The following is a 25,214-nucleotide window of genomic DNA, read 5'->3' on the forward strand; positions in this document are numbered from 1 at the left end:
TTACTCCTTTTCACCGAGTGCATCGACAAGCTCGGTTTCGTTCCATACAGGAATACCAAGTTCTTCAGCTTTGGCCAGTTTTGAACCCGCGTCTTCTCCTGCGATGACGAGATCCGTCTTTTTGCTTACGCTCCCACTGATTTTGCCACCTAACGCTTCAATTTGCTCTTTTGCTTCATTACGCGTTAAAATGGATAATTTTCCTGTCAGGACGATTGTTTTTCCTGCAAAAGGACCTTCAGTCGGTACTTCCTGGCGGGTACGACCTTTATAAGTCATATTCACACCAAAAGTCTTTAGTTTGTCAAGGACTTCCTGGACATCTTCATTTGCGAAAAATGTAACGACGGAGTCAGCAACCTTCTCACCAATTTCATGAATTGCAATGAGTCGTTCTACGTCAGCCTCAGCTAATGCATCTATCGTACCGAATTCTTCAGACAACAAAGTTGCTGCTCTTGCGCCGACATGTCGGATTCCAAGGCCAAACAGGAGCTTTTCCATAGAATTCTCTTTCGAAGCGGCAATTGCATTTACGAGATTGGTCGCAGATTTTTCACCCATTCTTTCTAAGGACAGCAGTTGCTCTTTCGTAAGCGCGTACAAATCGGCTACATCTTTCACAAGACCTGTCGTATAAAGTTGGTCCACAACACGTTCCCCAACACCTTCAATGTTCATCGCATTTCGAGAGACAAAATGGATAAGTGCTTCTTTCATTTGAGCTGGGCATTGTGGATTCACACAACGTAAAGCGACTTCTCCTTCAATCCTGACCAGATCAGAATCACATACCGGACAGTTTTCCGGCATATGATAGGGCACTTCATCTCCATTACGCTGGTCCATCACGACACTTACAACTTCAGGGATGATATCGCCTGCCTTACGGATGATGACTGTATCGCCGATGCGGATATCTTTTTCTCGGATGAGGTCTTCATTGTGCAATGAAGCTCTAGAAACAGTCGTACCGGCAACTTTTACCGGGTCTAGTAGTGCAGTTGGTGTGACAACTCCTGTACGGCCGACGCTTAACTCAATATCACGTAGTTTCGTAAGGACTTCCTCTGCTGGGAATTTATAAGCAGTTGCCCAACGCGGACTTTTTGCTGTAAATCCCAATTGCTCCTGCTCTTCGTAGCTATCGACTTTAATGACGATTCCATCGATTTCATAGTCCAAATCCTGTCTACGATTTTGCCATGATTCAATGAAAACAAGCACGTCTTCAATCGTTTTGCATCGTTTACTGAACGGATTCGTCTGAAAACCGAGAGAAGCTAAATAGTCCAGTGAATCTGCATGCGTATCTTGACCGTAAGCACCGCCATCGCCGCCGATTCCATATATAAATACAGACAGGTTCCGGCTTGCCGCAATTTTAGGATCCAATTGACGGAGTGAACCGGCAGCTGCATTTCGTGGATTCGCAAAAGGTTCTTCGCCGTTTTCATCCCGTCGTTCATTCAACCGCATAAATGATTTTTTCGGCATATATGCTTCACCACGAACCTCAATGGTTACCGGTTCAGCAAGTTCTAACGGAATGGCATGAATGGTCTTTAGATTGGCTGTAATGTCCTCACCAATCGTTCCATCCCCGCGTGTGGAGCCTTGTACAAATTCTCCATTTTCATATCTTAATGAAACGGCTAAGCCGTCTATCTTTAATTCACAAATATAACTGAGCGGTTGCCCCGTGCCCGCTTGTACACGTCGATCGAAGTCACGGATATCCTCTTCGTTGAACACATTGGAGAGACTTAACATCGGGTACGCATGGATGACTTTACTAAATCCAGCTAAAACGTCACCGCCTACTCTTTGCGTAGGGGAATTGGGATGTATCAACTCTGGGAACTGTGCTTCAATGGCAATTAGCTCCTGCAAATGGGCATCATAAACGGAATCGGAGACAAGTGGCTCGTCCATTACGTAATAGGCATGTCCATACTTCTTCAGCAAATCATTTAGTTCTTGCACGCGCTTTTCAGCTTCTTTTCGTTCCATTTGTTCCTCTCCCTATGCTTTTTCTATTGGAGCGAATTTGGCGAGTAGCCGCTTCACGCCGATTGGATTCGGAAAAGCGATATCCAGTTCGACATCGTCCTCTTTCCCTTTCACGCTAACGACCATACCGGTCCCCCATGTTTTGTGAACCGCTTTATCGCCAGCTTTCCATCCTAGCTTCTCTCCGCCACTCGTTTTGTAAACAGGTTTTTTGACCGCTGGACGTACTGGTGCAGATGAGCGACCAAAACCGCCCGAAGAGAATCCATATGAATTCGTAGACGCCACTTCCAAAATGTCTTCAGAGATTTCATGCAAGAATCGGGACGGGTTATTGTAACTAGTACGACCAAAAATCGTTCGATAGGCAGCACAAGTTAAAAACAATCTTTTTTCTGCGCGCGTGATTGCCACGTATGCAAGTCGACGTTCCTCTTCCATTTCTGCACTGTCACCAATTGAACGGGAATGCGGAAAAATATTCTCTTCCATACCAATGACAAAGACGACCGGGAACTCCAATCCCTTTGCAGCATGCATGGTCATAAGGACGATTTTCTCCGTCGATTGGTTCGTCTCTTTATCCAACGAGTCAATATCCGCAATGAGCGCCAAGTCTGTTAAGAAGGCAACGAGTGAGCGGTCACTATCATCCTCTTCTGCCCGCTTCTCAAAAGCTTCCGTTACGGATAAGAACTCATCAATATTTTCAAGACGGCTCTCCGCTTCAATCGACTTTTCGCGTTCTAACATCGCACGATAACCCGTTTTTTCGAGTACTTGTTCAACCAATTCCGTAACCGGTAAATATTCCTGCATTTTTGCAAAGCCTTCGATCATGTCTCTGAACTTGACCGCTTCATTGGCCGCTTTTGCAGTAAGCCCCATGAAGTGGACTTCCTGTAGTGCGTCGAAAATGGAGCGTTCGTTTTCAAGTGCAAACATTGCCATCCGCTCAAATGACGTTGCGCCAATGCTACGTTTTGGTTCATTAATAATACGTGCCAGTGCTAAATCATCGTCAGGATTGGCTATTAATCGTAAGTACGCGAGTAAGTCTTTAATTTCTTTACGATCGTAGAACTTTGTCCCCCCCACGATCGTGTAATCCAAATTGGACTTTACTAAATATTCCTCAATCATCCGGGATTGAGCGTTCGTGCGATAAAGGACAGCAAACTGATCGAGCGACAAATTCTCTTCCTCTTTCAGCTCAATAATCTTTTGCACAATGTATTGTGACTCGTCTTTCTCGTCGGCTGCTTTATAAACAGTGATGGCATTCCCGTTTTCGTTTTCAGTACGCAGTTTTTTATCGTATCGACTTTCGTTGTTTTGAATGACATCATTCGCCGCTTGTAATATCGTCTTTGTTGAACGATAGTTTTGTTCCAGCATGATAACCGTTGCATCCGTATAATCTTTTTCAAACGAAAGGATATTACCGATATCCGCACCACGCCATCTATAAATGGACTGATCTGAATCCCCGACAACACAAATATTACGGAACTTCGCCGCTAACATTTTAACAAGTCGGTATTGAGCGTTGTTCGTATCTTGGTACTCATCAACGTGAATGTATTGGAATTTGTTCTGATAATAGTCGAGGACATCAGGGACCCGTTCGAACAATGTGAGTGTCATCATGATGAGGTCGTCAAAGTCGAGGGATTGGTTTTGACGTAATTTCTTTGTGTACCCTTCATAGACAGTTGCAACCGTTTTTTCATAAGGGTTTTGCATATTAATTTGTGCTTTGAATTTCTCCGCATCGATACATTCGTTTTTCGCAGAACTAATCGTTCCTAGCATCGTGCGTGGATCGTATTGTTTCGAATCGATATTACGTTCTTTTAAAACATTTTTAATCGCTGTCAATTGATCTGACGAGTCTAAGATTGTGAAGTTCTTTGACATGCCAATCCGATCAATATTTCTTCGTAAAATCCGGACGCACATCGAGTGGAACGTTGACACCCACATGCGCTCACCCGTACCTGGTCCTAACAGGCTGTCAATTCGCTCCCGCATTTCACGTGCGGCTTTATTTGTAAAGGTGATTGCCAGAACATTGGAAGGATACACGTTTTTTTCAACAATCAAATATGCAATTCTATGTGTCAACACTCTGGTCTTCCCAGATCCTGCTCCTGCCATGATAAGCAATGGACCTTCCGTTTTTTTAACTGCTTTCGCTTGTTCCGGATTCATGCCGGCAAGTAGGTTTTCGCTTAGTTCATTCATAAGGAATTCCGCCTTTCTTAGAACGTTTGTTCTTTATTATACATGATATTCCTCATCAATGGGACATCGTTTGCACAGCTTGTACGGTCGTTAACGCCGCTTCCAAATCTTCATAGATGACATTACCTACTATTACCGTATCGGCTAGGCGTGCCATTTCCCTTGCGTCCTCAGCATTGCGAATGCCGCCACCATAGAATAATTTCGTGTTCTCAAGCACGCGTGCAGCCGCTTTGACGATCGCTGGATCCCCAAACATTCCACTGTATTCTAAGTAAAAGACAGGTAACTTGAACAAATGCTCCGCCATGCGTGCATACGCGACGACATCCTCTTCATCAGGTACTTTATCGACACCTGTCAATTTTGCAGCTTTACAATCGACATTTACGATACAATACCCTTCAGCAATGACTTCTTCCCAATTCATCATATGACCGTATTCTTTTAACGCAGCATGATGGATTCCGTTGATCCACTCTGTCTTGGACGCATTTAACACAGTTGGAATGAAATAAAAGTCAAATCCAGGTGTCACCGAATCGACAGTCGATACTTCAAGAGCGACTGGAACCGAATAGCGACGGATTCGTGCCAGAAGGTCGAGTACGTTCTCCAATGTCACGCCGTCTGACCCCCCTATGATCAAACCGTCTGTCCCTGATTCAGCAAGCCGTTCCAACGCATGATCTGTAATGTTTTTTGCAGGGTCCACTTTAAAGGCGTGACGCCAATTTTTAATATCCATTGTATGACCACCTATTTAGTAAAGTTAACATTTCACGTCTACATGTTGAGGTAAACTCTATCCAACAGTATACCAAAAAAACGAGCGGAAAGATTCTCCGCCCGATTTACTTCTTATCCGTATTCTCTTCTAGTTCAGGATACAAACGGTTGAGCACCATATTGTAACCGCCAGAACCATAATCGACACATCGTCTTACCCGAGAAATAGTCGCTGTACTTGCACCGGTTTCATTTTGAATCCGGTCATATGTCTTCTTTTGTCTCAATGCATGTGCAACTTCTAGACGCTGGGTCATCGATTGCAGCTCACTCATTGTTGCCAGATCATCGAAGAACGAATAGCATTCCTCAATATTCTTCAGTTCCAAAATCGCTTTAAATAGTTGATCCGTTTGCTCACTACGAATTTTATCAATTTGCATATATGTTCTCCCTCTTTCTATTCGTGTCAAGGAGTATAGGAAACGGATTTCGCCAAACCAAGTGACGTTGGGATGACATGGAACCACGTCTTCCCGGGTACCAATTTCACAGGTACACCGTCTTCCACCGGGACGATAAACCCATCAATGTTCTTCCACTCAATTTCTTTTACAGCACCCGCTTGAAAAAGCATTGCCTTGCCGCCACTTTCAATATCTACCGCTTGTCTACCCTCGTTGTCAATTGTCCGGTGGGCAGTCTCTATGACAACAACATTTGCCACTTCAACCGGTAAATTGTTTTCTTTATCGACTGTCAAGACGTCATTCACCATACGCTGGTAAGTCCCGTTATCCGGGTTGTAAGCAAACGTACTGATGAATTCTTTGTTGTTACTGAAACGAACAACAAGCATTGAGGCGATATCTTCTATTTTAGCATCCTCAAGCGATTCATGGAACGTAAACGGAGGAATCTTTGTGACAACAGCCTGCGATTTTGTCATTTCAATCGCTTTCCGTACATTTTCATTACTAATATAGGAATTATGTGGCGCTTTACGCTCAACCGACCTTTTAAACAGAATGCCATCATACTGCATGCCATTCACATGATCGACATACCGTTTATCTAATAATGCCTTCGCATCCGGGCTATACCCATGCGCAACATAAAAAGCATCCATCCCCTTAGCAAGTTCTATAAAATAATCCCTGGCACTTCGAACGGGTCCAATCAATTCTGGCAGCTCGCTTTGAAAGAGTGCCAAAAAACGAGTGACATTGCCTTCCGCCACAAACTCATACACGATATCCGCTGCACTTAGACCTGATTGTGGTCTAGCTTGAGGATGATTATTAATCGTAGCAAGGACTGCACGATCGCCCACTTCAGTTTCACCTTTTACACCTGTAAACAATGTTGGAAAAAGTGCTCGCTCGTCATCCATTCCCTCCTGCTCATCCTCAACTTCAATGATTTCGGGTTTTTCTTGTGTGTGGTCCACTTCTTCTGCATCTGTTTTCTCATTTTTTGAACACGCCGACAACAGCAACAACACGATCGCCAGTCCGACTAGCCATCCCCTGTTTTTCCCTTCCATCTTTTCCCCCTATCTTTCCACTGACGGAATGATCACTTCATTTTTCATTACATGATAAAGTCCTAGCTGCGTAGCTCGAACATAAGGCAAATGCGTCGATTGTAAAAACAAAAAGGTGTAGACCGCATCTCCATGTTGGTAACCCCGAGTCGCTAAAGCTTCTTTTAACGCCACTTCCTCTTCAATTAAACGCTCTACAGAGGAAGCAGATAATCCCCCACCAATCGGTAGAGCGATGGAAGCAACAACTTCGCCATCTTCGACAAGCACCATTCCACCGTTCATCCGTTTCATCTCATCAAATGCTTGCTTCATCGCACCCTTATCTTTGCCAATCAAAATGAGATCACCTGTATTTGAATACGACGAGGCCAATCCTTGAACTTGATTGGCAAAGCCTTTTATGACTGTGTTCACACGCCACTTCCCATGTCGATCGACAAGTAGAAGAAAACTTTCATCATGTTCTTCCGCTAACTTGTCCACTGATAAATCGATCGTTACTTCATACGGTTTCGTAATGACATCATTGACCATTCCAATGCCGACAGGATGTGTAAAGTCAAAATCTTGTTCACTCAAATCAAAATCGAGTGTACAATCCGGAATGATGGACCAATCCACGTGCTGGAAAGTTCCAGTGGATTCATTGTCCCTCTTTAGCCATTTTCCTTTTGATAAGACATCTGTAGGTACCGGATGCCATTCGTCGTCAAGGAAGTTCAGCGTAGCATATCGACCCGTTGCAATGAGTCCATGCAAATCATCCATTCCGTAATATCTTGCTATGTTATAGGAGGCCATTGCATAGGCATCAATTGGTTTAACATCGGCATCCAATGCAACTTGGATACATTTATCCATGACCCCATCCGTGTGGAATGAAGGTGTAGATCCATCCGTCGTCATCATTAAATGATCAAAAACATGTAATCCTTTGTCCACAATACCTCTTAACAAATGCGGTAAATCAGGACGAATGGAAGAATGGCGAAGCGTCACCGCATAGCCATGAAGTAAGCGTGATTCCACTTCTTCCACAGTCATCGCTTCATGATCCCCATCTGCGCCAATTAGCTTCATCCTAGCCAACGTTCGTTCAGAGGCACCCGGAAAATGCCCTTCAATCTTTTTGCCTGCAGCCTTGGCAGCAAACAAATTGGTCATCATCTCTGCATCGCCGTTCAGAAGTCTTGGCCAACCCGTCAGCTCTCCCCCCATCAGCACATCGCTACGCTTTATCCATTCAGCAACTGCTGCTGGAGTGAACATTTCTCTCTCGTTGTGCAACACGGTTTGCGAGTCAAACCGCGCCCACCAATAAAACGAAAATGGCAATTGGTGTAATTGGTCAACCAATTTGAAAGCCTTTTCATTCCCTAAGAGCAAGAAGAACGTCAAATTATCTGCAATGAATGTCGTCGTGCCTCGTTTCCCTGCAAAAGATGCAAATGATTCAGGGTTGTACAACTGAAATGGGTGAACATGCGGTTCAATATAGCCGGGAACGATTTTTTTCCCTGTCGCGTCAACCACTTCCGTCTCCTCCATCAAGACAGGCATTCGACTGCCTGTATACACAATACGATCACCATGAATCCAAATGTTTCCTGTTACCCACTGCTTTAAAACAGAATGGAGGTAAGTAGCATTCTGGATCACCATATCAGGCGAAGCTTTACCGTTAATAATTTGAAGTTGTCCATCTATTGTATGTTGGTCCCACATAATATTGACTCCTCTTTTATCTTTCTATGGTTTTATCGTAGCATAGCAATCGTTGGAAATATAGAGCCAATATGCGCGAAGAGAGAATGTTCCGTCATAAAGACAAACCTATAGAGGTAAGAATGAACTTCTTTTTTCTCGGTTACGCTAAGAGCAAGGTTATGGAAGGAGGGTACGAAAGTTGAATAGTAATCATGATGAACAAGCGCCCATTCTTGTACAACGTCTCGCTCATCATTTACAACCATCTGCTGACATCATACAAACACCATTACACATTGATGGAACAAAAGCACATGTACTCTATTTAAAAAGTGTGGTAGATGGCCAACTACTTCAAACAATTGTTATTAAACCATTTTTCGAACTACGTGCCGCAGACTCTTTTGTTCAGTATCTTTCTTCACTGCCGAATAAAGTCGACGTTCCAGCTGAAAGACAACTTCTCATCGAATTGACGAAAGGGAATGTCTTAGTTGTCGTCGGTCAGCGGACTTTTTTATTGGACATAAAGAAGAGTGTTACAAACACAGTTTTGGAAACGGCTTTAGAACCGACAATTCATGGACCTCAGTTTGGTTTAAGTGAAAGTTTGGAAACAAATTTAAATATTATTCGCCATAGATACTATACTTCTTCACTTGTAGTGGAGACAGCTAGTTTAAACGATGAATCCAATCGGCCAATTGCCATTTTATATGATGAAAAACATGTTGATACGCATGTCCTAGATCTGGTTAAAGAACGGTTGAAAGATTTAAAAAACCCTCTTATCCAGTCTACAGGGGATTTAGAGTTATATTTAAACAATCAAAAACTAACATTGTTTCCTGATACATTATTAACCGAAAGACCAGATCGAATCGCCTATAATTTGGCCACCGGAAAAGTTGTTCTACTAGTGGACGGAAGTCCCCAGGCGACAATGGCACCTGCAGTCTTCTTTGATTTCATGGTTTCAATGGAAGATCATTATCACTCTTTTTGGATTTCACTGTCAACGCTCATGCTACGCTATGCAGGATTACTAACCTGTATCATTTTGCCTGCACTGTATGTAGCCATCATTTCTTTCAATCCAGATGTCATTCGCACAGAGCTTGCCCTTACAGTTGCCGGGAGCAGAATAGGAGTTCCTTATCCTTCTTATATTGAAGTGCTTTTCATGCTCGTCTTTATTGAATTGCTCACGGAAGCAAGTATTCGATTACCGAAGGCGGTTAGTGCAACAGCAACAACTGTCGGTGGTTTAATACTTGGGACAGCAGTCGTCGAGGCTGCCCTTGCTTCCAATATTATGATTATCGTCGTGTCACTCGTTGCAATTTCAACATTCGTTATCCCCATCAACGAAATGAGTTTTTCTATTCGCATTTCAAGATTTTTTTTATTGCTGTATGCCTCTCTATTTGGCTTGGCGGGGGTCATCATTGGTGTGCTCGGCATTATGATGTATTTGACGAATAAAGAAAGTTTTGGAAAACCGTATTTGAAAATCTATTGGAAAAACCGTACTGATGAATTGAAGGTGAATGGAGATGAATAGATACGTCTATTATTTAATTTTCATTAATATGGTTGCGAACTTAGTTGCGACAGTTCCTAGAATACTCGTTGTAGAAAGTAAAAACGGTGTGCTGTTCTCCATGGGGTTAGCAGCCATTTCGGGTGTAATTATTACGTTCATCACCGTCAAATGTTTTAACAATTTTCCCGGACAAGACCTCATTGAATTACTCAAAACCCGAACTTCAAAATGGTTTTCCGTTCCTGTTCTGCTCTATTTCGCAGTGAACTGGTATATCGCCGGGCTTATAACCTTAGTGACATTCACTTTTATTCTCATTCGTTTTTTTTCTCCAGAAACATCTATTTTCATGTTTGTGCTTAGTTTTTTGCTGATTATTTCTTACGGAGTGCTTGCACAAACGAAAAGTTTGTTGTACATGATTGAACTGACAGTTATACTATTTAGCCCTTTTGTCTTTTTACTCATCGTTAAATCATATGTGAACGACGTATTTAATATGGATTTTGTAAAAGTCGCATTGATGCATGTAAATGAGTGGCCAAGTTATTCCGCCTATACAGCTTCCACATACTTGTATATCGGGATTGTCAATCTCGTTGTCTTTAATCGTTTTCTAACTGAAAAAATTCGTTTTGGAACCAAACAGATTATCATTGTCGGAGTTGCTGGCACATTTGTCTTATTGACAACCTATTTCGTGCCTATTGGCATTGCAGGTTTCGACGAAATCGATCGATTAATCTATCCTTGGATTTCAACAAGTGACTCTATACGTATGCGCTTCGGTATAGTGGAACGCTTACTTTTCGTCTTCTTATTAATCTTTTTAGCAATTGCTGTACTAAGCATTGTTATTCATTGGCATGTATCTGTAAAGTTCTTCTCAACAGTGTTTCCGCTCAAAAATTTGAAGTGGAGAGATAAACAACTTTCTCCTGCGCTGATTCTATTATTGTTTTGGATTGGTGGCATTTATATGGTATCTTATTTGACCGAGCATCAACTATTCATTTTCACGAGCAATTTTTTTAATTTACTTCCCCTATTCTTTGCTATCTTGGTCATCGTCTTTTTCGTCATTAAGCGAGGTGTGAAGAAATGAAGCAATTACGATTTTTAGTTATTTCACTTTGTTTAATTCTTTCAGGATGTGGCTTTAAAGATATCGATAAACGTGTATTCATTTCAGCGATTGGCATAGATCCTAGTGAAAGTGGAGAAGGATATAAAGTGACGGTAAAAATCGCTTTACCGATTGGCTCCGTTAAAGATGCTTCAGGTGCTAAATATGCCTATTTTTCAAAAGAAGGAGATACAATTGGTGAATCATTACGTATCCTCGAAACACATACTGACAAAGTGCTTGAATTTGGTCATCTAAAAGCTATAGTCATTCATGAAGAACTGTTAGCTAATGGCGTAGAGGAATATATGGATTACTTTACACGTAGAGGTGATATCCAACTCATTGCGTATATTGTTGCAGCACGTCCAACCGCTGAAGACGTGTTAAAAACTGAACCCTCTACTGAATCTGCTTCCACAGTGTCCATCTTTAATTTCTTCGATCATACTGGCACCGAAAGTCCGTTCATTACAACCACCTTTTTGTTTCAGTTCCGTCGGGAATACTACGGTAAAGGAATTGATACCTTTGTTCCGATAATGGAGGCAAATGAGGATAAAACTGAACTTCGTGTCAATAAAGCAATCGTGACGGGAAAGAATGATAAATTCCTAGCTCTCACATCCGTCCAAACGAAGTACTATAATTCAGTATTTAAAGAAATGAGCGGATTTGATTACAAAGTAAAGAGTGACGACTTAGTTCTTATGCTCAATATCGATAATATTCGCACGTCTTATAAAATCATTACAGAAAACAATCAACCTGTTTCGATAAAGTTAGATGTCAAGATGATTGGGATCATTGGCCAATCTAACAAGATTTTATCTATTAATAAGTTAGATGAATATAATAAACTTTCGTCAAAAGCCATCGAGAAAAAGCTGTTAGATTTCTTGAAGATGCTGCAAGAAGAAGAGCTTGACCCTGGATTCGGTCTGCGTTACCGTGCAACTCGATTGAATGAAGAAGGGCTATTTGATAAATGGAAAGAAGCCTATCCGACACTCCCAATCGATGTAACCGTAGACGTGCAGTTGAAAAGTACGGGTGCGATTGAGTGATAGCTGCCTACCTCGTTTTAGAAAGATCATGTGTAGATGGAATGCAGACAAGAAGCGGTAATGATCAATTGGGTCGCAACGAAACTGAAAGGTGTCACGCCCATAAACCGGCGGATCACTTCTCATTAGCAACATCAACTTTTCGCTAACAGAAAAACGCGTGAAACCATTCAACCCCAAAATGGTTTCTCGCGCTTTTTTGATTTTATAGACGTAGTTTAATCAATTACTCAAATGTCCGCCAGCCAATATCTGTACGGTAGAAGAAATCATTCCACTCCAAGTTATTTAAGCCTTGGTAGACATGTTCCTGCGCCTCTTTCAATGAAGAAGCCTTCGATGTAACGAGGAGGACACGGCCTCCATTCCCGATAAACCCTTCACCTTCTATCTTTGTGCCCGCATGGAACACTTCCAAACCGATGTTCTTTAAAACATCTAACTCTGGCAATGCATTTCCTTTTACTACATCTCCCGGATAACCGTCTGCAGCAACGACGACCCCTAACACAGCATCATCATGCCATTTCAATTGATATGGTTTGCCTGTCATGAGCGCCATCATGAATTCTCCCAAGTCAGATGCCATCCGTGGTAATACGACTTGTGTTTCCGGGTCACCGAAACGAGCGTTAAATTCAATCACTTTTGGTCCCTCAGCTGTCAAAATGAGTCCGGCGTATAAGATCCCAGTGAAAGGCAGACCAACTGATGCCATTGCCTCAACAGTCGGTACGATAACCCGATTATACGCTTCTTGGATGACGTGTTCTGAAATTTGAGGAACAGGCGAGTATGCTCCCATGCCGCCGGTATTCGGCCCTGTATCGCCATCGAATGCACGCTTATGATCTTGTGCGATGACCATTGGATAGATACGCCCAGCATGGACAAACGACATATAAGAAAACTCTTCACCTTCGAGGTATTCCTCAATGACGACGCGTGATGATGAATCACCGAATTTTTGATTGCCAATCATTTCATCTACTGCATCCAATGCTTCCTCCATTGTCATTGCCACGACGACACCTTTACCTGCAGCGAGTCCATCGGCTTTTACAACAATAGGTGCGCCTTGTTGACGGATGAATGCTTTTGCTTCGTCCACATCCGTGAAGGTGCCGTAAGCTGCAGTTGGAATGTTGTACTTCTTCATTAATTCTTTGGCGAATGATTTGCTGCCTTCAATTTGTGCTGCGGCTTGTGTCGGACCGAAAATTCGTAAATTTCGTATTTGGAAGTAATCAACAATTCCCTCCGCTAACGGTTGCTCAGGACCTACAAAAGTCAGGTCAATCGCATTTTTTTCGACAAACTCTGCGAGCGCTGCAAAATCGTTGGCGCGTATTTGTACACATTCAGCGTCTTCTTTCATGCCATCATTCCCAGGCGCAACAAACACTTCAGAGACAGAAGGAGACTGCTTAAATTGCCTTGCAATCGCGTGCTCCCGTCCCCCACTTCCGACTACGAGAACTTTCATGAATAGATCCCCCTTGTATTAATGCTTGAAATGACGCACGCCCGTGAATACCATCGTAATTCCGTATTCATTCGCTTTCTTAATGGAATCTTCGTCCTTCACTGATCCACCTGGCTGAATGATCGCTGTAATACCTGCTAGTGCTGCAGCTTCAACGGTATCATCCATCGGGAAGAATGCATCCGATGCCAGTGCGGCACCTTTAGCCCGTTCCCCCGCTTGTGCCAATGCAATAGTTGCTGCACCTACTCGATTCATTTGCCCTGCACCTACACCTAACGTCATTTGCGCATCTGATACGACAATTGCATTAGACTTCACGTGTTTGACAACGGACCAACCGAGTTTCAACGCTTCCCACTCTGCTTCTGTCGGCTTACGATCTGTAGCAACACGAATGTCCGCATCATCGAACCCATATGTATCCGGTTGTTGTATGAGCAACCCACCTTCTACAGAAACCGTGTTCCACTGATCTTTTTTCTGCTGGGTGAACGAAATGGTCAATAAACGGATGTTTTTCTTCTGTGTCAACAGCTCCATTGCTTCATCTGTAAACGATGGTGCGATAATGATTTCCAGGAAGATTGACGATAATTGCTCTGCAGTTTTCGCATCCACTTCACGATTTAGTGCCACAATCCCTCCAAAAATCGAGGTAGCATCTGCTTCATATGCTTTATTGAACGCTTCAGCAATTGTTGCTCCAGTACCAACTCCACACGGATTCATATGCTTTACTGCGACAGCAGCCGGTTGTTGGAACTCCTTGACGATTTGAAGGGCAGCATTCGCATCTTGAATATTATTATAGGATAGTTCTTTTCCGTGCAATTGCGTTGCATAAGCAATTGAGAAATCCGAGCCGAGCGGACGGCTATAAAATGCCGCTTTCTGATGTGGATTTTCACCATAACGGAGCGGTTGTTTCAATTCGTATGTATAGGTCACTTGCTCCGGGAATTGTTCACCAGCAAGATCTGTCAAATAGCTCGAAATAAGGGCATCATACGCCGCGGTATGCCGGAATACTTTTGCTGCAAGACGGCGACGAGTTTCCAGTGTCGTTTCACCAGCAGATGTTAATTCTTTAAGCACTTGCTCATAGTCTCCTGCATCCACGATGACGGTAACATAAGCATGGTTTTTAGCCGATGCACGTAACATTGCTGGGCCGCCAATGTCAATGTTCTCTATAGCATCCTCAATTGTTGTGTCGGGTTTGGCGATCGTTTCTTTGAATGGATACAAATTCACACATACGATATGGATTGGTTGTATCCCGTGTTCCTTCATTTGTGCTATGTGGGAGCTATCATCTTGTTTAGCAAGCAAACCACCATGGATCATCGGATTTAATGTTTTTACGCGGCCTTCCATAATTTCCGGGAAACCTGTCACTTCATCGACAGCTGTGACTGCTACTCCATTGTCTTTTAAATGTTTCATCGTTCCGCCTGTTGACAGAATTTCGTAATCCAATGCGACAAGCGCTTGTGCAAATTCTAAAATCCCAGCTTTGTCCGACACACTGAGCAATGCGCGTTTTTTCATGATTTATATCCTCCGATTACTAGTTAATTGCGTTAGCGACAAATAATTTTTGCAACGTTTCTTTGTAAATGACATGCTCAATGGCATGAATGGATTGTGCAGTCATTTCAGTATTCCCATCCACAACCCGAACAGCTTCTTGCGCAAGAATCGGGCCTGTATCCATTCCTTCATCTACAAGATGTACGGTGACGCCTGTCACTTTCACGCCATGCGCAATCGCTTGTCCGATTGCGTCCTTACCTGGAAACGATGGTAATAAGGAAGGGTGGATGTTAACAATGCGTGATGGAAAAGCGGCCAACAAATCAGGACCGATCAAACGCATATAACCGGCTAATACAATCCATTCCACTTCAGCTTGGCGGAGAATGTCAATTACCGTTTTTTCAAATGCTTTCTTAGTTGGGAACGCTTTAGGCTCAACTGCTACGACGCGAACTGCAGCTTGCTTGGCACGTTCAACAACGAAGGCAGCCGGTTTATCCGTCATGACAAGCGCAATCTCTGCGTTCAATTCCCCTTCACGGCATGCATTTTCAAGAGCGGCAAAATTGCTGCCGCTCCCTGAAGCAAAGACCGCAATCTTCACCTTTTCTTTCATTGCGCTAAACTCCCATCGTGCTTACCAATGAACGTAATGCCTTCCGACTTAACGACACGACCAATTTCGTATGCATCTTCCCCGTGCAAAGCTGCAATTTGAATAGCGCGTTTCGCCTGTTCAGCAGGAAGGGTGATCACAAATCCGATGCCCATATTAAAGACACTATACAGGTCTTTATCAAGTAATTCCCCTTTATGTTTTAACATGTTGAAGATAGGGAGTACCGGCCAAGAGCCGAGCTTCACTTCCACACCAAAACCTTGTGGGAACATTCGAGGAAGGTTTTCAAAGAAACCACCACCTGTAATATGCCCCATTGCATGTACGTCTAACTCTTCATGTATTTGCAGGACGGGTTTTGCATAAATCTTAGTTGGTTCCAACAGCGCGTGACCAATTCGTCCAAGTTCTTCATAACCAGCAATGTATTCATCCATCGTATAGCCTTGCTCTTCAAAAACAATTTGACGTACTAACGAAAAACCGTTTGAATGAATTCCGCTAGAAGCGAGACCGACTAACACATCGCCTTCTTGTACATACTCACCTGTCACAATGTTGCTTTTTTCACAAGCACCGACAGCAAATCCTGCTACATCGTACTCATCGACTTCGTAAAGTCCTGGCATTTCAGCTGTCTCGCCACCGATTAACGCAGCACCGGCTTGTACACAACCATCCGCAATTCCTTTGACAATCGCTTCCACTTTTTCAGGAACTGCTTTTCCGAGTGCGATATAATCTAAGAAATAAAGCGGTTCTGCCCCTTGAGCAACAATGTCATTTACACACATCGCAACACAGTCAATGCCAATTGTATCATGCTGATCAGCCATGAATGCCACTTTCAGTTTTGTTCCGACTCCATCTGTACCGGAAACGAGCACAGGCTCTTTATACCCGAGCGCAGAAAGATCGAACATTCCACCGAAACCACCAAATGCACCCGCAACCCCTTTACGTGCTGTCCGTGCAACATGTGATTTCATGCGTTCTACGGACTCATAACCCGCTTCAATGTTGACACCCGCTTTTTCGTAAGCCTTCGACATGGAATTTCCTCCTTTGAGCAAATATGTACAACTATCCATCACAATGACGAATTACCAACCTACTGGATACGTAACACCTTTGAGTAAACCAAACAGAGCCGCTTATACGTCATCAACTACGTATGAGTGCGTCTACATGGACAATCAACGACGCAAGCTAAAAGATCGAACGGATCGGTATTTGTGCGTCTGACAATCACTTACCGTCCGATTTCCTTCTCATGCGGCAATACCGTATCCGCATAAATGTCTGTCGGATATTCACCTGTGAAGCAAGCAAGACATTGGCCACAATTTTTCATCTCAGGTGACCTGCCAATCGCTTTCAGCATCCCTTCAGCAGAAAGGAATGTAAGCGAGTCTGCTCCAATCAGCTCACGTACTTCCTCGACTGAACGTCCGGTTGCAATTAGCTCTGAGTCCGTACTAATATCGACGCCATAAAAACAAGGGCTCACTAGAGGCGGTGCACCAATGACGACATGGACTTCTGTAGCACCGGCATCCCTCAACATACTGACAATCCGTTTTGACGTCGTTCCTCGCACAATCGAATCATCGACCATGACGACACGTTTCCCGGCAACGACTTGATGCACTGGAGACAGTTTCATCTTCACGCCACGCTCACGCATCGACTGCGTCGGTTGGATGAACGTTCTACCCACATATCGATTTTTGATGAGTCCTAATTCATAGGGGATGCCACTTTCCTCTGAAAAGCCGATTGCTGCAGAAATACTTGAATCAGGTACACCTGTCACTACGTCTGCCTCAATTTTCACTTCCCGAGCCAATTGCTTGCCGCAACGTTTGCGCGCCATATGAATATTTATGCCGTCAATATCTGAATCCGGTCGGGAGAAATAGACATACTCCATCGAACACATTGCCCGTTCAGCTGGCTCAGCAAAACGATCCGACTGCAAACCTCTTTCATTAATAATGACCAATTCTCCCGGTTCGACAGAACGAATGCATTCCGCGCCAATTAAGTCAAACGCACATGTCTCTGAAGAAACGACCCATGCATCCCCTAATTTCCCCAACGACAACGGTCGTAAACCGTTCGGGTCTTGAGCAACCATTAAACCTTCTTCCGTCAACACAACAAAAGCAAAAGCCCCTTTCAACATGGACAACGCTTTTTTCACACGGTCCCGCTGTGTCAAGGACCCACTGCTACTTCGCTTAATCAAATGCGCTAACACTTCTGTATCCGAAGTCGTTTGAAAAATGCTCCCTTGTCTCTCTAAGCTTTCCTTTAAGTCTTTTGCATTGATCAAGTTCCCGTTATGTGCAATAGCCATACTACCTGTCGTTGAACGAAAAACGAGGGGTTGTACGTTTTCTGCACCACGCCCATCCTCTGTCGTATACCGGACTTGACCGATCGCACTGCGACCTGTCAAACTTCGTATAGCGTCGCCTGAAAATACGTCATTGACAAGGCCTTCCCCTTTCACAACATGAAGACCTTTGTGATCTTTCGTCGCGATTCCAGCACCTTCTTGACCACGATGTTGCAATGCGTGCAGACCATAATAACTGATCTGCGCCGCATCTTCATGACCCCATATCCCAAACACTCCACACTCTTCGTTTAAGCCTCTGAGCTCAGCAAGCATGCAATTGCTCCTTTCCATGCAGAACGGAACTCTTCCACCGTCCCATCTATCAACACGGAATCCTCTTCACCCGTAATCCTGATTTCCTCTCGATCGGTCACAGTACCGATTCGTACAGCGTCCTCATTCAATTGCTCAAATGCATGTGCATGTTCTTCTTTTACCGTAACGATGAAACGTGACTGTGTTTCACTGAAAAGCGCTGTCACTGGTGAGCCAGAAAGCGTCACTTCTGCACCGAGACCTTTCGCATCAAACGCCTTTTCACAAAGTGCTACAGCAAAACCACCTTCTGAAAGATCAGTAGCTGATTGGACAAGGCCATTCTGAATCGCAGTAAGCAATCCTTTTTGACGGTTTACTTCCACGTCTAAATCGATTGCAGGCACTTTACCGAAAATCTTCCCTTCAATCATTTGTTGCAATTCACTGCCACCGAATTCCGTAGCCGCTTCCCCAATGACGTAAATCGTATCACCAGCTTGTTTAAACGATGTAGTCGTCACTTGCGCCAAATCGTGGACAATTCCTACTAACCCCATCGTTGGCGTCGGGTACACAGGCACTCCATTCACTTCATTGGACATTGAAACATTCCCACCAATAATGGGTGCATTTAATTTACGGCATGCTTCTGCAATTCCATCCGCAGATTTCTCAATTTGCCAAAACACTTCTGGTTTGTCCGGACTACCGAAATTCAAACAATCCGTTGCAGCAATTGGCTCAGCACCTGAACAGATCAGATTGCGCGTCGCTTCAGCTACAGCAATTTTTCCACCCGTTTCCGGATCAAGGTATATGAAACGCGAATTGCAATCTGCCGTCATGGCAAGGCCTTTATTCGTCCCTCTTACCCGAATGACACCCGCTGAAGAGCCTGGAGCCACAACAGTATTTGCACGTGCTTGCGTATCAAACTGGTTGTACACCCATTCCTTGGACGCAATGGTCGGTCGTTTCAATAACGCTACTAACGTCTCCTTCAAGTCTTCAACGTTTGGCTCTTCATTGGCCATCGCTTGGAATTCCTTATAATACGCAGGCTCTTCTGATTTTTTATAGTAAACAGGTGCATCTTCAGCAAGTGTGTCTGCTAAGACTTCCGCTACTATTTCCCCTTTATGGTAAAGCCTTAACATCTTATCATCCGTCACTTTACCGATTGCAACTGCTTCAAGCCCATATTTTGAGAATAAATCGATGATTTCCTGTTCGCGACCTTGCTTCACGACAACGAGCATACGCTCTTGGGATTCAGATAACATCATTTCGTACGCAGTCATACCTTCTTCACGTTGTGGAACTAGATCCAAGTTCATCTCCACACCATAGCCCGCTTTTGAAGCCATTTCAGCTGATGAAGACGTCAGTCCGGCTGCCCCCATATCTTGAATACCAATTAGCGCATCTGATTTCACGAGTTCTAGACATGCCTCCATGAGGAGCTTCTCAAGATACGGATCACCTGCTTGCATGACTGGCAGTTCCTCTTCTTTATCGACAGCCACTTCTGCTGAAGACATCGTTGCACCGTGAATGCCATCACGTCCTGTCTTTGCCCCGACATACATAACGGTATTGCCAACACCGGAAGCAAGCCCTTTTTGAATATCTTCATGGTTCAGTAAGCCAACAGCCATCGCATTGACAAGCGGGCGTTTTGAATAGCAATTATCAAATTGCACTTCTCCTGCAATTGTTGGGATTCCAATCGTATTTCCGTAGCTCGCAATACCCGCTACCGCTTCTTTAAACAAATAACGATCACGTGCTTCCGTTAAATCTCCAAAGCGCATGGAGTTCACGAGAGCAACGGGACGTGCTCCCATCGAAAACACATCACGAATGATTCCACCTGCTCCTGTTGCTGCTCCGATGAAAGGTTCGATTGCAGAAGGGGAGTTATGGGATTCAAGTTTAAACACAGCTGCTTGATTATCACCGATATCAACAATCCCAGCACCTTCACCCGGTCCTTGTAGGACACGTGCTCCTTCAGTTGGAAACTTGCGTAGTACCGGTTTTGAACTTTTATAGGAGCAATGCTCAGACCACATAGCAGAAAACAGTCCTGTTTCTGTATAATTCGGAAGCCGTCCCAGCATACTGACTGCCCGATCAAACTCCTCATCGGTCATCCCCATTTGGCGATACAATTTCTCATCTTTGATTTGCTGAGCTGTCGGTTCATGCATGACGTTCACTCCCGTTCTTCAAGATTGATTGAAATAATGCTAGACCATCTGTTCCACCAATGAGTACTTCCACAGCTCGTTCAGGCAATGGCATCATCCCTAAAACATTTCCTTGTTCATTCAGAACCCCAGCAATCGCTTCAACACTACCATCGTGATTGCCATCTGCATATGTAAAAGCGATTCGACCATTTTCTTTCAAAGTTGAGGCAAGGTCAGCTTCGACATAGTAATTGCCGTATTCATGGGCAAACGGAAGTGTAATATGTTGGCCGTGTTCATAGGCATTAGTAAACAAAGATGCCGTATTTTCAACCTTAACCGTCGCGTTGCCACTTCTAAACTTCAATCCTTTGTTTCTCAAGAAAGCACCTGGCAATAAGCCCGCTTCCACAAGAATTTGAAAACCATTTCCAACACCGAGTACTGGTTTTCCTGTAGCAGCGAACGCTTGTAAACTAGCAATTGCAGCTGAGCTTAATGCAAGCGCACCTGGTCGTAAATAGTCTCCATAGGAAGCACCTGTCGGAATGACAACCCCATCATAGTGTTGCAAGTCCGCTTCATAATGCTGCACAATCTCTGCATGTGCATCGATAATATCTGTCAGTGCATACTTCATATCTTCATCACAATTGGAGCCTGGAAAGCTTAGTATAGCGAACTTCATTTGCCCGCAACCTCCTCGATTTCGAAGCGATAGTTTTCGATTACTTTATTGACAAGAAGGGCATTGCACATTTCATGTACACGTGTTTCAATCTCCGAATTTGTACCTGCCAAATCAAGTTCAATCATCTTTCCAATGCGGACATTTCCAACTTCATCGAAACCTAACTTATGCAGAGCATCCTTCGTAGCAATACCTTGTGGATCTACAACACTCTCGCGTAATGAAACGAATACTTGTACTTTTGTCATGTTTGTTTCCTCCCGAATCAAATTAGTTTGTAATCGATTTATGTGGTAATGAAATGACTCCTACTCCTATCGCTTGTCTTCTTTACTCCCAAATGCCCGTTGCTTCAATTTCTTGCAACGTTTCTTCAATCGACTGCGTCATAATCGTCACGTGCCCCATCTTCCGTTTTTCTTTCGCCTCTTGTTTCCCATAAAGATGGATAGACCAATCAGGATAGCTCGTTACAATCTTCTTTAGAGGGGCTACATGCTCTCCTAACACATTCACCATGATGCACGAACCCCATAGCTTTGGTTTACGTAACGGCCAACCGCAAATTGCTCGAATATGCTGATGGAACTGTGACACGTTACACGCTTCGATTGAATAATGCCCTGAATTGTGCGGACGCGGAGCTAACTCATTTATAAGAATTTCTCCATCCTCCAGTACAAACATCTCTACCGCTAACGTCCCGACCAACTTCAAATGATCAGCTATTTGTTTCGCCGCTTTTTCTGCTTTCTCTATGACAGTTGCACTTACTCGAGCTGGAACGATCGACTCATGTAAAATATGATGTTTATGAATATTTTCAGATACTGGCAAACAATAAGTTTCACCCGCCATATTCCGCTGGATAATAACCGAAATCTCCGTTTTGAACGGAACGAAAGCTTCTGCAATACATGCGGAATGTGCAAACAGTGGGTAAGCATCATCTAGCTGCGCTGAGGAATCCAGTTTTACTTGCCCTTTTCCATCGTACCCACCAAAAGCCGTTTTCACGATACAAGGATATCCGACATTCTCAATCTTCTCTTTCAACTCTTCAAAACTAGCCGCAGTGGCATACGTTGCAACTGGTGCACCCGCTTCCACAATCTCCGCTTTCTCAGCAATCCTGTTTTGTGTAATCCTTACTAACTCAGCACCTTGAGGAACATAAGCAATTTGAGATAAACGATCTAACCCTTCGTAGTCAATGTTCTCAAATTCATATGTAATGACATCGCTCACTTCCCCTAACTCTTCTAATGCCGCTTCGTCATTGTAAGGTGCAACGATTTGGATATCTGCAATTTGTCCACACGGTGAATCCATAGTCGGATCAAGCACTGCAATTTTAAACCCAGCTTCCTTAGCCGCAAGCCCCATCATTCGACCGAGCTGTCCTCCCCCGATGATACCAATCGTTTGGCCAGGCAATATCGTCTTCATATTAGCTCACCACTGCTTTCCATTGACAGTACACGCATCTTCTCTCGACGAAGCGCAAGTCGTTCAAATAGTTTTTCATCATGGACCGCTAGAAATTGAGCAGCTAACAAACCTGCATTCGTTGCACCAGCGTTTCCAATCGATACAGTTGCAACTGGAACGCCACCAGGCATCTGAACGATTGAAAGTAATGAGTCCATCCCATTCAAGGCTTTTGATTGAACAGGCACACCAATCACAGGTACTAATGTCTTCGCTGCTACCATGCCTGGTAAATGTGCTGCTCCACCAGCACCTGCAATAATGACTTCAATCCCTCTTGCTTGAGCCTCCTCAGCATACGCAAACATTAAATCCGGCGTACGATGTGCAGAAACCACCTTTTTTTCAAAAGGCACTTCTAACTCTTCGAGAATGTCACAAGCATGCTTCATCGTGTCCCAATCACTTTTACTTCCCATAATGACACCCACTTTTGGTTGCACCGACAATCGACTCCTTTGCTCGTTTCTTTTCTACAAAAAAACCCTTGAATAAGCCGCGTTCCACATACATGGAAAGCAGTTCATTCAAGGATCAATAATAAGCGTTAAGATGATTGTATCCATTCTCCATGGCACACCTTTCGCTGAATCCAAAAAATCGCTTTCCCTCATAGTCCGGACATTACGGTGTCCTGGTAGAAACGTTGAAGCCAATCCTCCAACATATATGCGGGTTCCTCTATCACTTCTTTATAGTACCAATAGATAATAAGCTCGTCAATAAAAATACGAACGATTAAAACGATATATTTTAACAACGTTCGTGTATTCACTATTACTCACTAAGTACACCTTTAAATTTAATGACTTGTCGAATCGGAATATACTGCCCATCCACTTCTTCAAAAATCGGTTCCTCTTTACGTCCTGCGACCGAATAGCCTGCATCTGCCAATCGTTGCAAACAATCCGTAATCCCTTCTCCTTCTTCCACTTCAAACCATACGGTCTTTTTCTTTGCACTCATTTAAACAATTTCCCTTTCCGAACAGTCTTCACCCAGAACCCACCATGAATCGTCTTTGGCTCATACGCAATAATAAATGCTTTTGGGTCAATCTGTTTTATCGTATCATACAATTTCAATTCATCCTTACGCGGTGTCAAAATTTGCATCGCTGAACGATTCCCTTCTAGTCCATTCGCAGACCAATCTGTCACACCATATCCTTTATCACGCAGCAATTTCGGCATCGTATGATCGATATCAGCAGTGATGACGTTTACAGTAATATACCCTAACGCCATTTTCTCTTCAATTTTCGTACCAATAATAATCCCAATACCATACCCAACCGCATACGCAACAATATTTTGTATTTCATTCAAATTATCCAGCACTAAACCAAGACCCACAATATAAATGACCACTTCTACCATACTGACGAGCGCTGCAATATACCGATAGCCTTTAAGCGTAAGTATCATCCGAATCGTAAAAAACGATACATACACAATATTAATGACAAGAATTATCATAAACATCGTCAATTTACATCATTCCTTTTCACTAGGATGACTTCCATCGTATCGTTCACAGGAAAAGAATTCAAGAGATTGCTTGTTAATTTTGGAGGAATTAGTTCCATACAAACAGATTCTTATTGTTCATCAATATATTTTACTATGTACCCGAATGGAATCGTTTATATGCGTCGAGTTAGGTGATTATGCGGCTTTTGGCCAAAGTTTGCCGTGTTTGAGGCGATTATGCGGCGTTTGAGAGAAGTTTGCGGCGTTTGAAGCGATTATGCTGCGTTTGACCAAAGTTTGCGGCGTTTGAAGCGATTATGCTGCGTTTGGCCAACTTTTGCTGCGTTTCGATTCGTTATGCGGCATTGGTAACATTATTTGTGTAAGAGTTTAATTAAGAGTGGGGAATCAATTTCTTCTAACTGATTTAAATTTCGCGGGGAGCTAAGTTTATTTATTTGATTCTAATTCGCGCCAAATGGGTTTTGACACTTTAACGGGGTGATTGTGGAGGGAGACTGTAGATCGGTAGCCAATTGTCGTAAAGAGAATATGATATGTACCTTAATAACGCATACTTCGGCAAAACGCCGCATAAACTCTTCAATCACGGCATACTTTTCCAAAACGGCGCATAAACCCCGTAAACGGTTCATTAACGCTTCATTCGCGGCATATTCTCCCCAAACGCCGCATAAATACCAAGAACTCGAATAACCACATTATCTCACCTAAAATTCCCCCTTAGTTTGTCAAGTGCATGCAGCGCGACAAGCATGCCAACAACGGAAAGCCCTCCGCGGTACAAGGCAATCTTTGTATACTTCTTACTGAATTCCTCTGAAACAGCTCCCTGTTCCATTCTACACTTCGCAAGTTTGTTCATCTCATTCTAAAATCTCATGAATACACAAAAAAACCACCCCCAATTGGGGATGGCCTTTGCCCGGCGACGTCCTACTCTCACAGGGGGAAGCCCCCTACTACCATCGGCGCTGAAGAGCTTAACTTCCGTGTTCGGTATGGGAACGGGTGTGACCTCTTCGCCATCGTCACCAGACAATTA

22 protein-coding genes, 1 rRNA gene and 1 riboswitch are annotated in these 25,214 nt (G+C 43.6%); of the genes, 3 read left to right on the plus strand and 20 right to left on the minus strand.

Annotated elements, in window-relative coordinates:
- The 6 genes from ligA to QT711_RS16365 all read right to left on the minus strand — a co-directional run bounded on the left by ligA (position 1) and on the right by QT711_RS16365 (position 8,263).
- Positions 1-2,013 (minus strand): NAD-dependent DNA ligase LigA, encoded by a 2,013-nt coding sequence (gene ligA, locus QT711_RS16340; RefSeq protein WP_317946026.1) that lies wholly within the window; start codon positions 2,011-2,013, stop codon positions 1-3.
- 12 nt (positions 2,014-2,025) lie between these two features.
- Positions 2,026-4,260: a DNA helicase PcrA gene (gene pcrA, locus QT711_RS16345; protein ID WP_317946028.1), complete on the minus strand. Its 2,235-nt coding sequence runs from the start codon at positions 4,258-4,260 to the stop codon at positions 2,026-2,028.
- 55 nt (positions 4,261-4,315) lie between these two features.
- Positions 4,316-5,008, minus strand: a complete 693-nt coding sequence (locus QT711_RS16350) for a heptaprenylglyceryl phosphate synthase (RefSeq protein WP_317946030.1) — start codon at positions 5,006-5,008, stop codon at positions 4,316-4,318.
- Positions 5,009-5,114: 106 nt separating this feature from the next.
- Entirely contained in the window at positions 5,115-5,432 is a 318-nt protein-coding gene (locus QT711_RS16355; protein WP_317946031.1) for a YerC/YecD family TrpR-related protein, read from the minus strand.
- 26 nt (positions 5,433-5,458) lie between these two features.
- The gene (locus tag QT711_RS16360; RefSeq protein WP_317946032.1) at positions 5,459-6,535 is read right to left on the minus strand and encodes a DUF3048 domain-containing protein; all 1,077 of its coding nucleotides are present in this window, start codon (positions 6,533-6,535) and stop codon (positions 5,459-5,461) included.
- A 9-nt stretch (positions 6,536-6,544) separates the two neighbouring features.
- The gene (locus tag QT711_RS16365) at positions 6,545-8,263 is read right to left on the minus strand and encodes an adenine deaminase C-terminal domain-containing protein (RefSeq protein WP_317946033.1); all 1,719 of its coding nucleotides are present in this window, start codon (positions 8,261-8,263) and stop codon (positions 6,545-6,547) included.
- Between the two features lie 181 nt (positions 8,264-8,444).
- Between QT711_RS16365 and QT711_RS16370 the strand changes: the two genes are divergently transcribed.
- From QT711_RS16370 to QT711_RS16380, 3 genes are read left to right on the plus strand one after another with little or no spacing between them, the layout of a single operon-like run.
- Positions 8,445-9,809, plus strand: a complete 1,365-nt coding sequence (locus QT711_RS16370; protein ID WP_317946034.1) for a spore germination protein — start codon at positions 8,445-8,447, stop codon at positions 9,807-9,809.
- Positions 9,802-10,896, plus strand: coding sequence for a GerAB/ArcD/ProY family transporter (locus QT711_RS16375; RefSeq protein ID WP_317946036.1), 1,095 nt, complete (start codon positions 9,802-9,804; stop codon positions 10,894-10,896). The genes QT711_RS16370 and QT711_RS16375 overlap by 8 nt, the downstream gene beginning before the upstream one ends.
- Positions 10,893-11,984: a Ger(x)C family spore germination protein gene (locus QT711_RS16380; RefSeq protein ID WP_317946038.1), complete on the plus strand. Its 1,092-nt coding sequence runs from the start codon at positions 10,893-10,895 to the stop codon at positions 11,982-11,984. The genes QT711_RS16375 and QT711_RS16380 overlap by 4 nt, the downstream gene beginning before the upstream one ends.
- Positions 11,985-12,210: 226 nt before the next feature.
- Here the strand turns inward: QT711_RS16380 and purD are convergent, their stop codons facing one another.
- From purD to rrf, 14 genes are all read right to left on the minus strand, one after another.
- A complete protein-coding gene (purD, locus tag QT711_RS16385) occupies positions 12,211-13,470 on the minus strand; it encodes a phosphoribosylamine--glycine ligase (protein ID WP_317946040.1) in 1,260 nt (419 codons plus the stop codon).
- A gap of 18 nt (positions 13,471-13,488) precedes the next feature.
- Positions 13,489-15,024 (minus strand): bifunctional phosphoribosylaminoimidazolecarboxamide formyltransferase/IMP cyclohydrolase, encoded by a 1,536-nt coding sequence (purH, locus tag QT711_RS16390; protein WP_317946042.1) that lies wholly within the window; start codon positions 15,022-15,024, stop codon positions 13,489-13,491.
- Between the two features lie 19 nt (positions 15,025-15,043).
- Complete coding sequence (gene purN / locus QT711_RS16395; RefSeq protein ID WP_317946044.1) at positions 15,044-15,628, minus strand: phosphoribosylglycinamide formyltransferase; 585 nt, start codon at positions 15,626-15,628, stop codon at positions 15,044-15,046.
- Complete coding sequence (gene purM / locus QT711_RS16400) at positions 15,625-16,683, minus strand: phosphoribosylformylglycinamidine cyclo-ligase (RefSeq protein ID WP_317946046.1); 1,059 nt, start codon at positions 16,681-16,683, stop codon at positions 15,625-15,627. The genes purN and purM overlap by 4 nt, the downstream gene beginning before the upstream one ends.
- Before the next feature lie 200 nt (positions 16,684-16,883).
- Positions 16,884-18,311, minus strand: coding sequence for an amidophosphoribosyltransferase (purF, locus tag QT711_RS16405; RefSeq protein ID WP_317946048.1), 1,428 nt, complete (start codon positions 18,309-18,311; stop codon positions 16,884-16,886).
- Positions 18,287-20,518 (minus strand): phosphoribosylformylglycinamidine synthase subunit PurL, encoded by a 2,232-nt coding sequence (gene purL, locus QT711_RS16410; RefSeq protein WP_317946050.1) that lies wholly within the window; start codon positions 20,516-20,518, stop codon positions 18,287-18,289. The genes purF and purL overlap by 25 nt, the downstream gene beginning before the upstream one ends.
- A complete protein-coding gene (purQ, locus tag QT711_RS16415) occupies positions 20,502-21,179 on the minus strand; it encodes a phosphoribosylformylglycinamidine synthase subunit PurQ (protein ID WP_317946052.1) in 678 nt (225 codons plus the stop codon). The genes purL and purQ overlap by 17 nt, the downstream gene beginning before the upstream one ends.
- Positions 21,176-21,430 (minus strand): phosphoribosylformylglycinamidine synthase subunit PurS, encoded by a 255-nt coding sequence (gene purS / locus QT711_RS16420; protein WP_317946054.1) that lies wholly within the window; start codon positions 21,428-21,430, stop codon positions 21,176-21,178. The genes purQ and purS overlap by 4 nt, the downstream gene beginning before the upstream one ends.
- Positions 21,431-21,512: 82 nt before the next feature.
- Positions 21,513-22,631, minus strand: coding sequence for a 5-(carboxyamino)imidazole ribonucleotide synthase (gene purK / locus QT711_RS16425; protein WP_317946056.1), 1,119 nt, complete (start codon positions 22,629-22,631; stop codon positions 21,513-21,515).
- Positions 22,628-23,116, minus strand: coding sequence for a 5-(carboxyamino)imidazole ribonucleotide mutase (gene purE, locus QT711_RS16430; protein ID WP_317946058.1), 489 nt, complete (start codon positions 23,114-23,116; stop codon positions 22,628-22,630). Before purE ends, purK begins: the two co-directional genes overlap by 4 nt.
- Before the next feature lie 150 nt (positions 23,117-23,266).
- Positions 23,267-23,366: riboswitch (purine riboswitch) on the minus strand.
- Positions 23,367-23,450: 84 nt separating this feature from the next.
- A complete protein-coding gene (locus tag QT711_RS16435) occupies positions 23,451-23,642 on the minus strand; it encodes an NETI motif-containing protein (RefSeq protein WP_317946060.1) in 192 nt (63 codons plus the stop codon).
- Positions 23,639-24,160: a DUF2179 domain-containing protein gene (locus tag QT711_RS16440; protein ID WP_317946062.1), complete on the minus strand. Its 522-nt coding sequence runs from the start codon at positions 24,158-24,160 to the stop codon at positions 23,639-23,641. Before QT711_RS16440 ends, QT711_RS16435 begins: the two co-directional genes overlap by 4 nt.
- Before the next feature lie 715 nt (positions 24,161-24,875).
- Positions 24,876-25,034, minus strand: coding sequence for a hypothetical protein (locus tag QT711_RS16445; RefSeq protein WP_317946064.1), 159 nt, complete (start codon positions 25,032-25,034; stop codon positions 24,876-24,878).
- Positions 25,035-25,092: 58 nt separating this feature from the next.
- Positions 25,093-25,208: ribosomal RNA gene (gene rrf, locus QT711_RS16450) — 5S ribosomal RNA — on the minus strand.
- Positions 25,209-25,214 lie beyond the last annotated feature (6 nt).

This window comes from Sporosarcina saromensis, assembly GCF_033253735.1.
In the GTDB taxonomy this organism is placed as follows: Bacteria; Bacillota; Bacilli; order Bacillales_A; family Planococcaceae; genus Sporosarcina; species Sporosarcina saromensis.

Coding starts and splice junctions, on each gene's coding strand:
- ligA (WP_317946026.1), bottom strand. CDS start 2,013: ATGGAACGAAAAGAAGCTGAAAAGCGCGTGCAAGAACTAAATGATTTG.
- pcrA (WP_317946028.1), bottom strand. CDS start 4,260: ATGAATGAACTAAGCGAAAACCTACTTGCCGGCATGAATCCGGAACAA.
- QT711_RS16350 (WP_317946030.1), bottom strand. CDS start 5,008: ATGGATATTAAAAATTGGCGTCACGCCTTTAAAGTGGACCCTGCAAAA.
- QT711_RS16355 (WP_317946031.1), bottom strand. CDS start 5,432: ATGCAAATTGATAAAATTCGTAGTGAGCAAACGGATCAACTATTTAAA.
- QT711_RS16360 (WP_317946032.1), bottom strand. CDS start 6,535: ATGGAAGGGAAAAACAGGGGATGGCTAGTCGGACTGGCGATCGTGTTG.
- QT711_RS16365 (WP_317946033.1), bottom strand. CDS start 8,263: ATGTGGGACCAACATACAATAGATGGACAACTTCAAATTATTAACGGT.
- QT711_RS16375 (WP_317946036.1), top strand. CDS start 9,802: ATGAATAGATACGTCTATTATTTAATTTTCATTAATATGGTTGCGAAC.
- QT711_RS16380 (WP_317946038.1), top strand. CDS start 10,893: ATGAAGCAATTACGATTTTTAGTTATTTCACTTTGTTTAATTCTTTCA.
- purD (WP_317946040.1), bottom strand. CDS start 13,470: ATGAAAGTTCTCGTAGTCGGAAGTGGGGGACGGGAGCACGCGATTGCA.
- purH (WP_317946042.1), bottom strand. CDS start 15,024: ATGAAAAAACGCGCATTGCTCAGTGTGTCGGACAAAGCTGGGATTTTA.
- purN (WP_317946044.1), bottom strand. CDS start 15,628: ATGAAAGAAAAGGTGAAGATTGCGGTCTTTGCTTCAGGGAGCGGCAGC.
- purM (WP_317946046.1), bottom strand. CDS start 16,683: ATGTCGAAGGCTTACGAAAAAGCGGGTGTCAACATTGAAGCGGGTTAT.
- purF (WP_317946048.1), bottom strand. CDS start 18,311: ATGCTTGCTGAGCTCAGAGGCTTAAACGAAGAGTGTGGAGTGTTTGGG.
- purQ (WP_317946052.1), bottom strand. CDS start 21,179: ATGAAGTTCGCTATACTAAGCTTTCCAGGCTCCAATTGTGATGAAGAT.
- purS (WP_317946054.1), bottom strand. CDS start 21,430: ATGACAAAAGTACAAGTATTCGTTTCATTACGCGAGAGTGTTGTAGAT.
- purK (WP_317946056.1), bottom strand. CDS start 22,631: ATGAAGACGATATTGCCTGGCCAAACGATTGGTATCATCGGGGGAGGA.
- QT711_RS16435 (WP_317946060.1), bottom strand. CDS start 23,642: ATGAGTGCAAAGAAAAAGACCGTATGGTTTGAAGTGGAAGAAGGAGAA.
- QT711_RS16440 (WP_317946062.1), bottom strand. CDS start 24,160: ATGTTTATGATAATTCTTGTCATTAATATTGTGTATGTATCGTTTTTT.
- QT711_RS16445 (WP_317946064.1), bottom strand. CDS start 25,034: ATGAACAAACTTGCGAAGTGTAGAATGGAACAGGGAGCTGTTTCAGAG.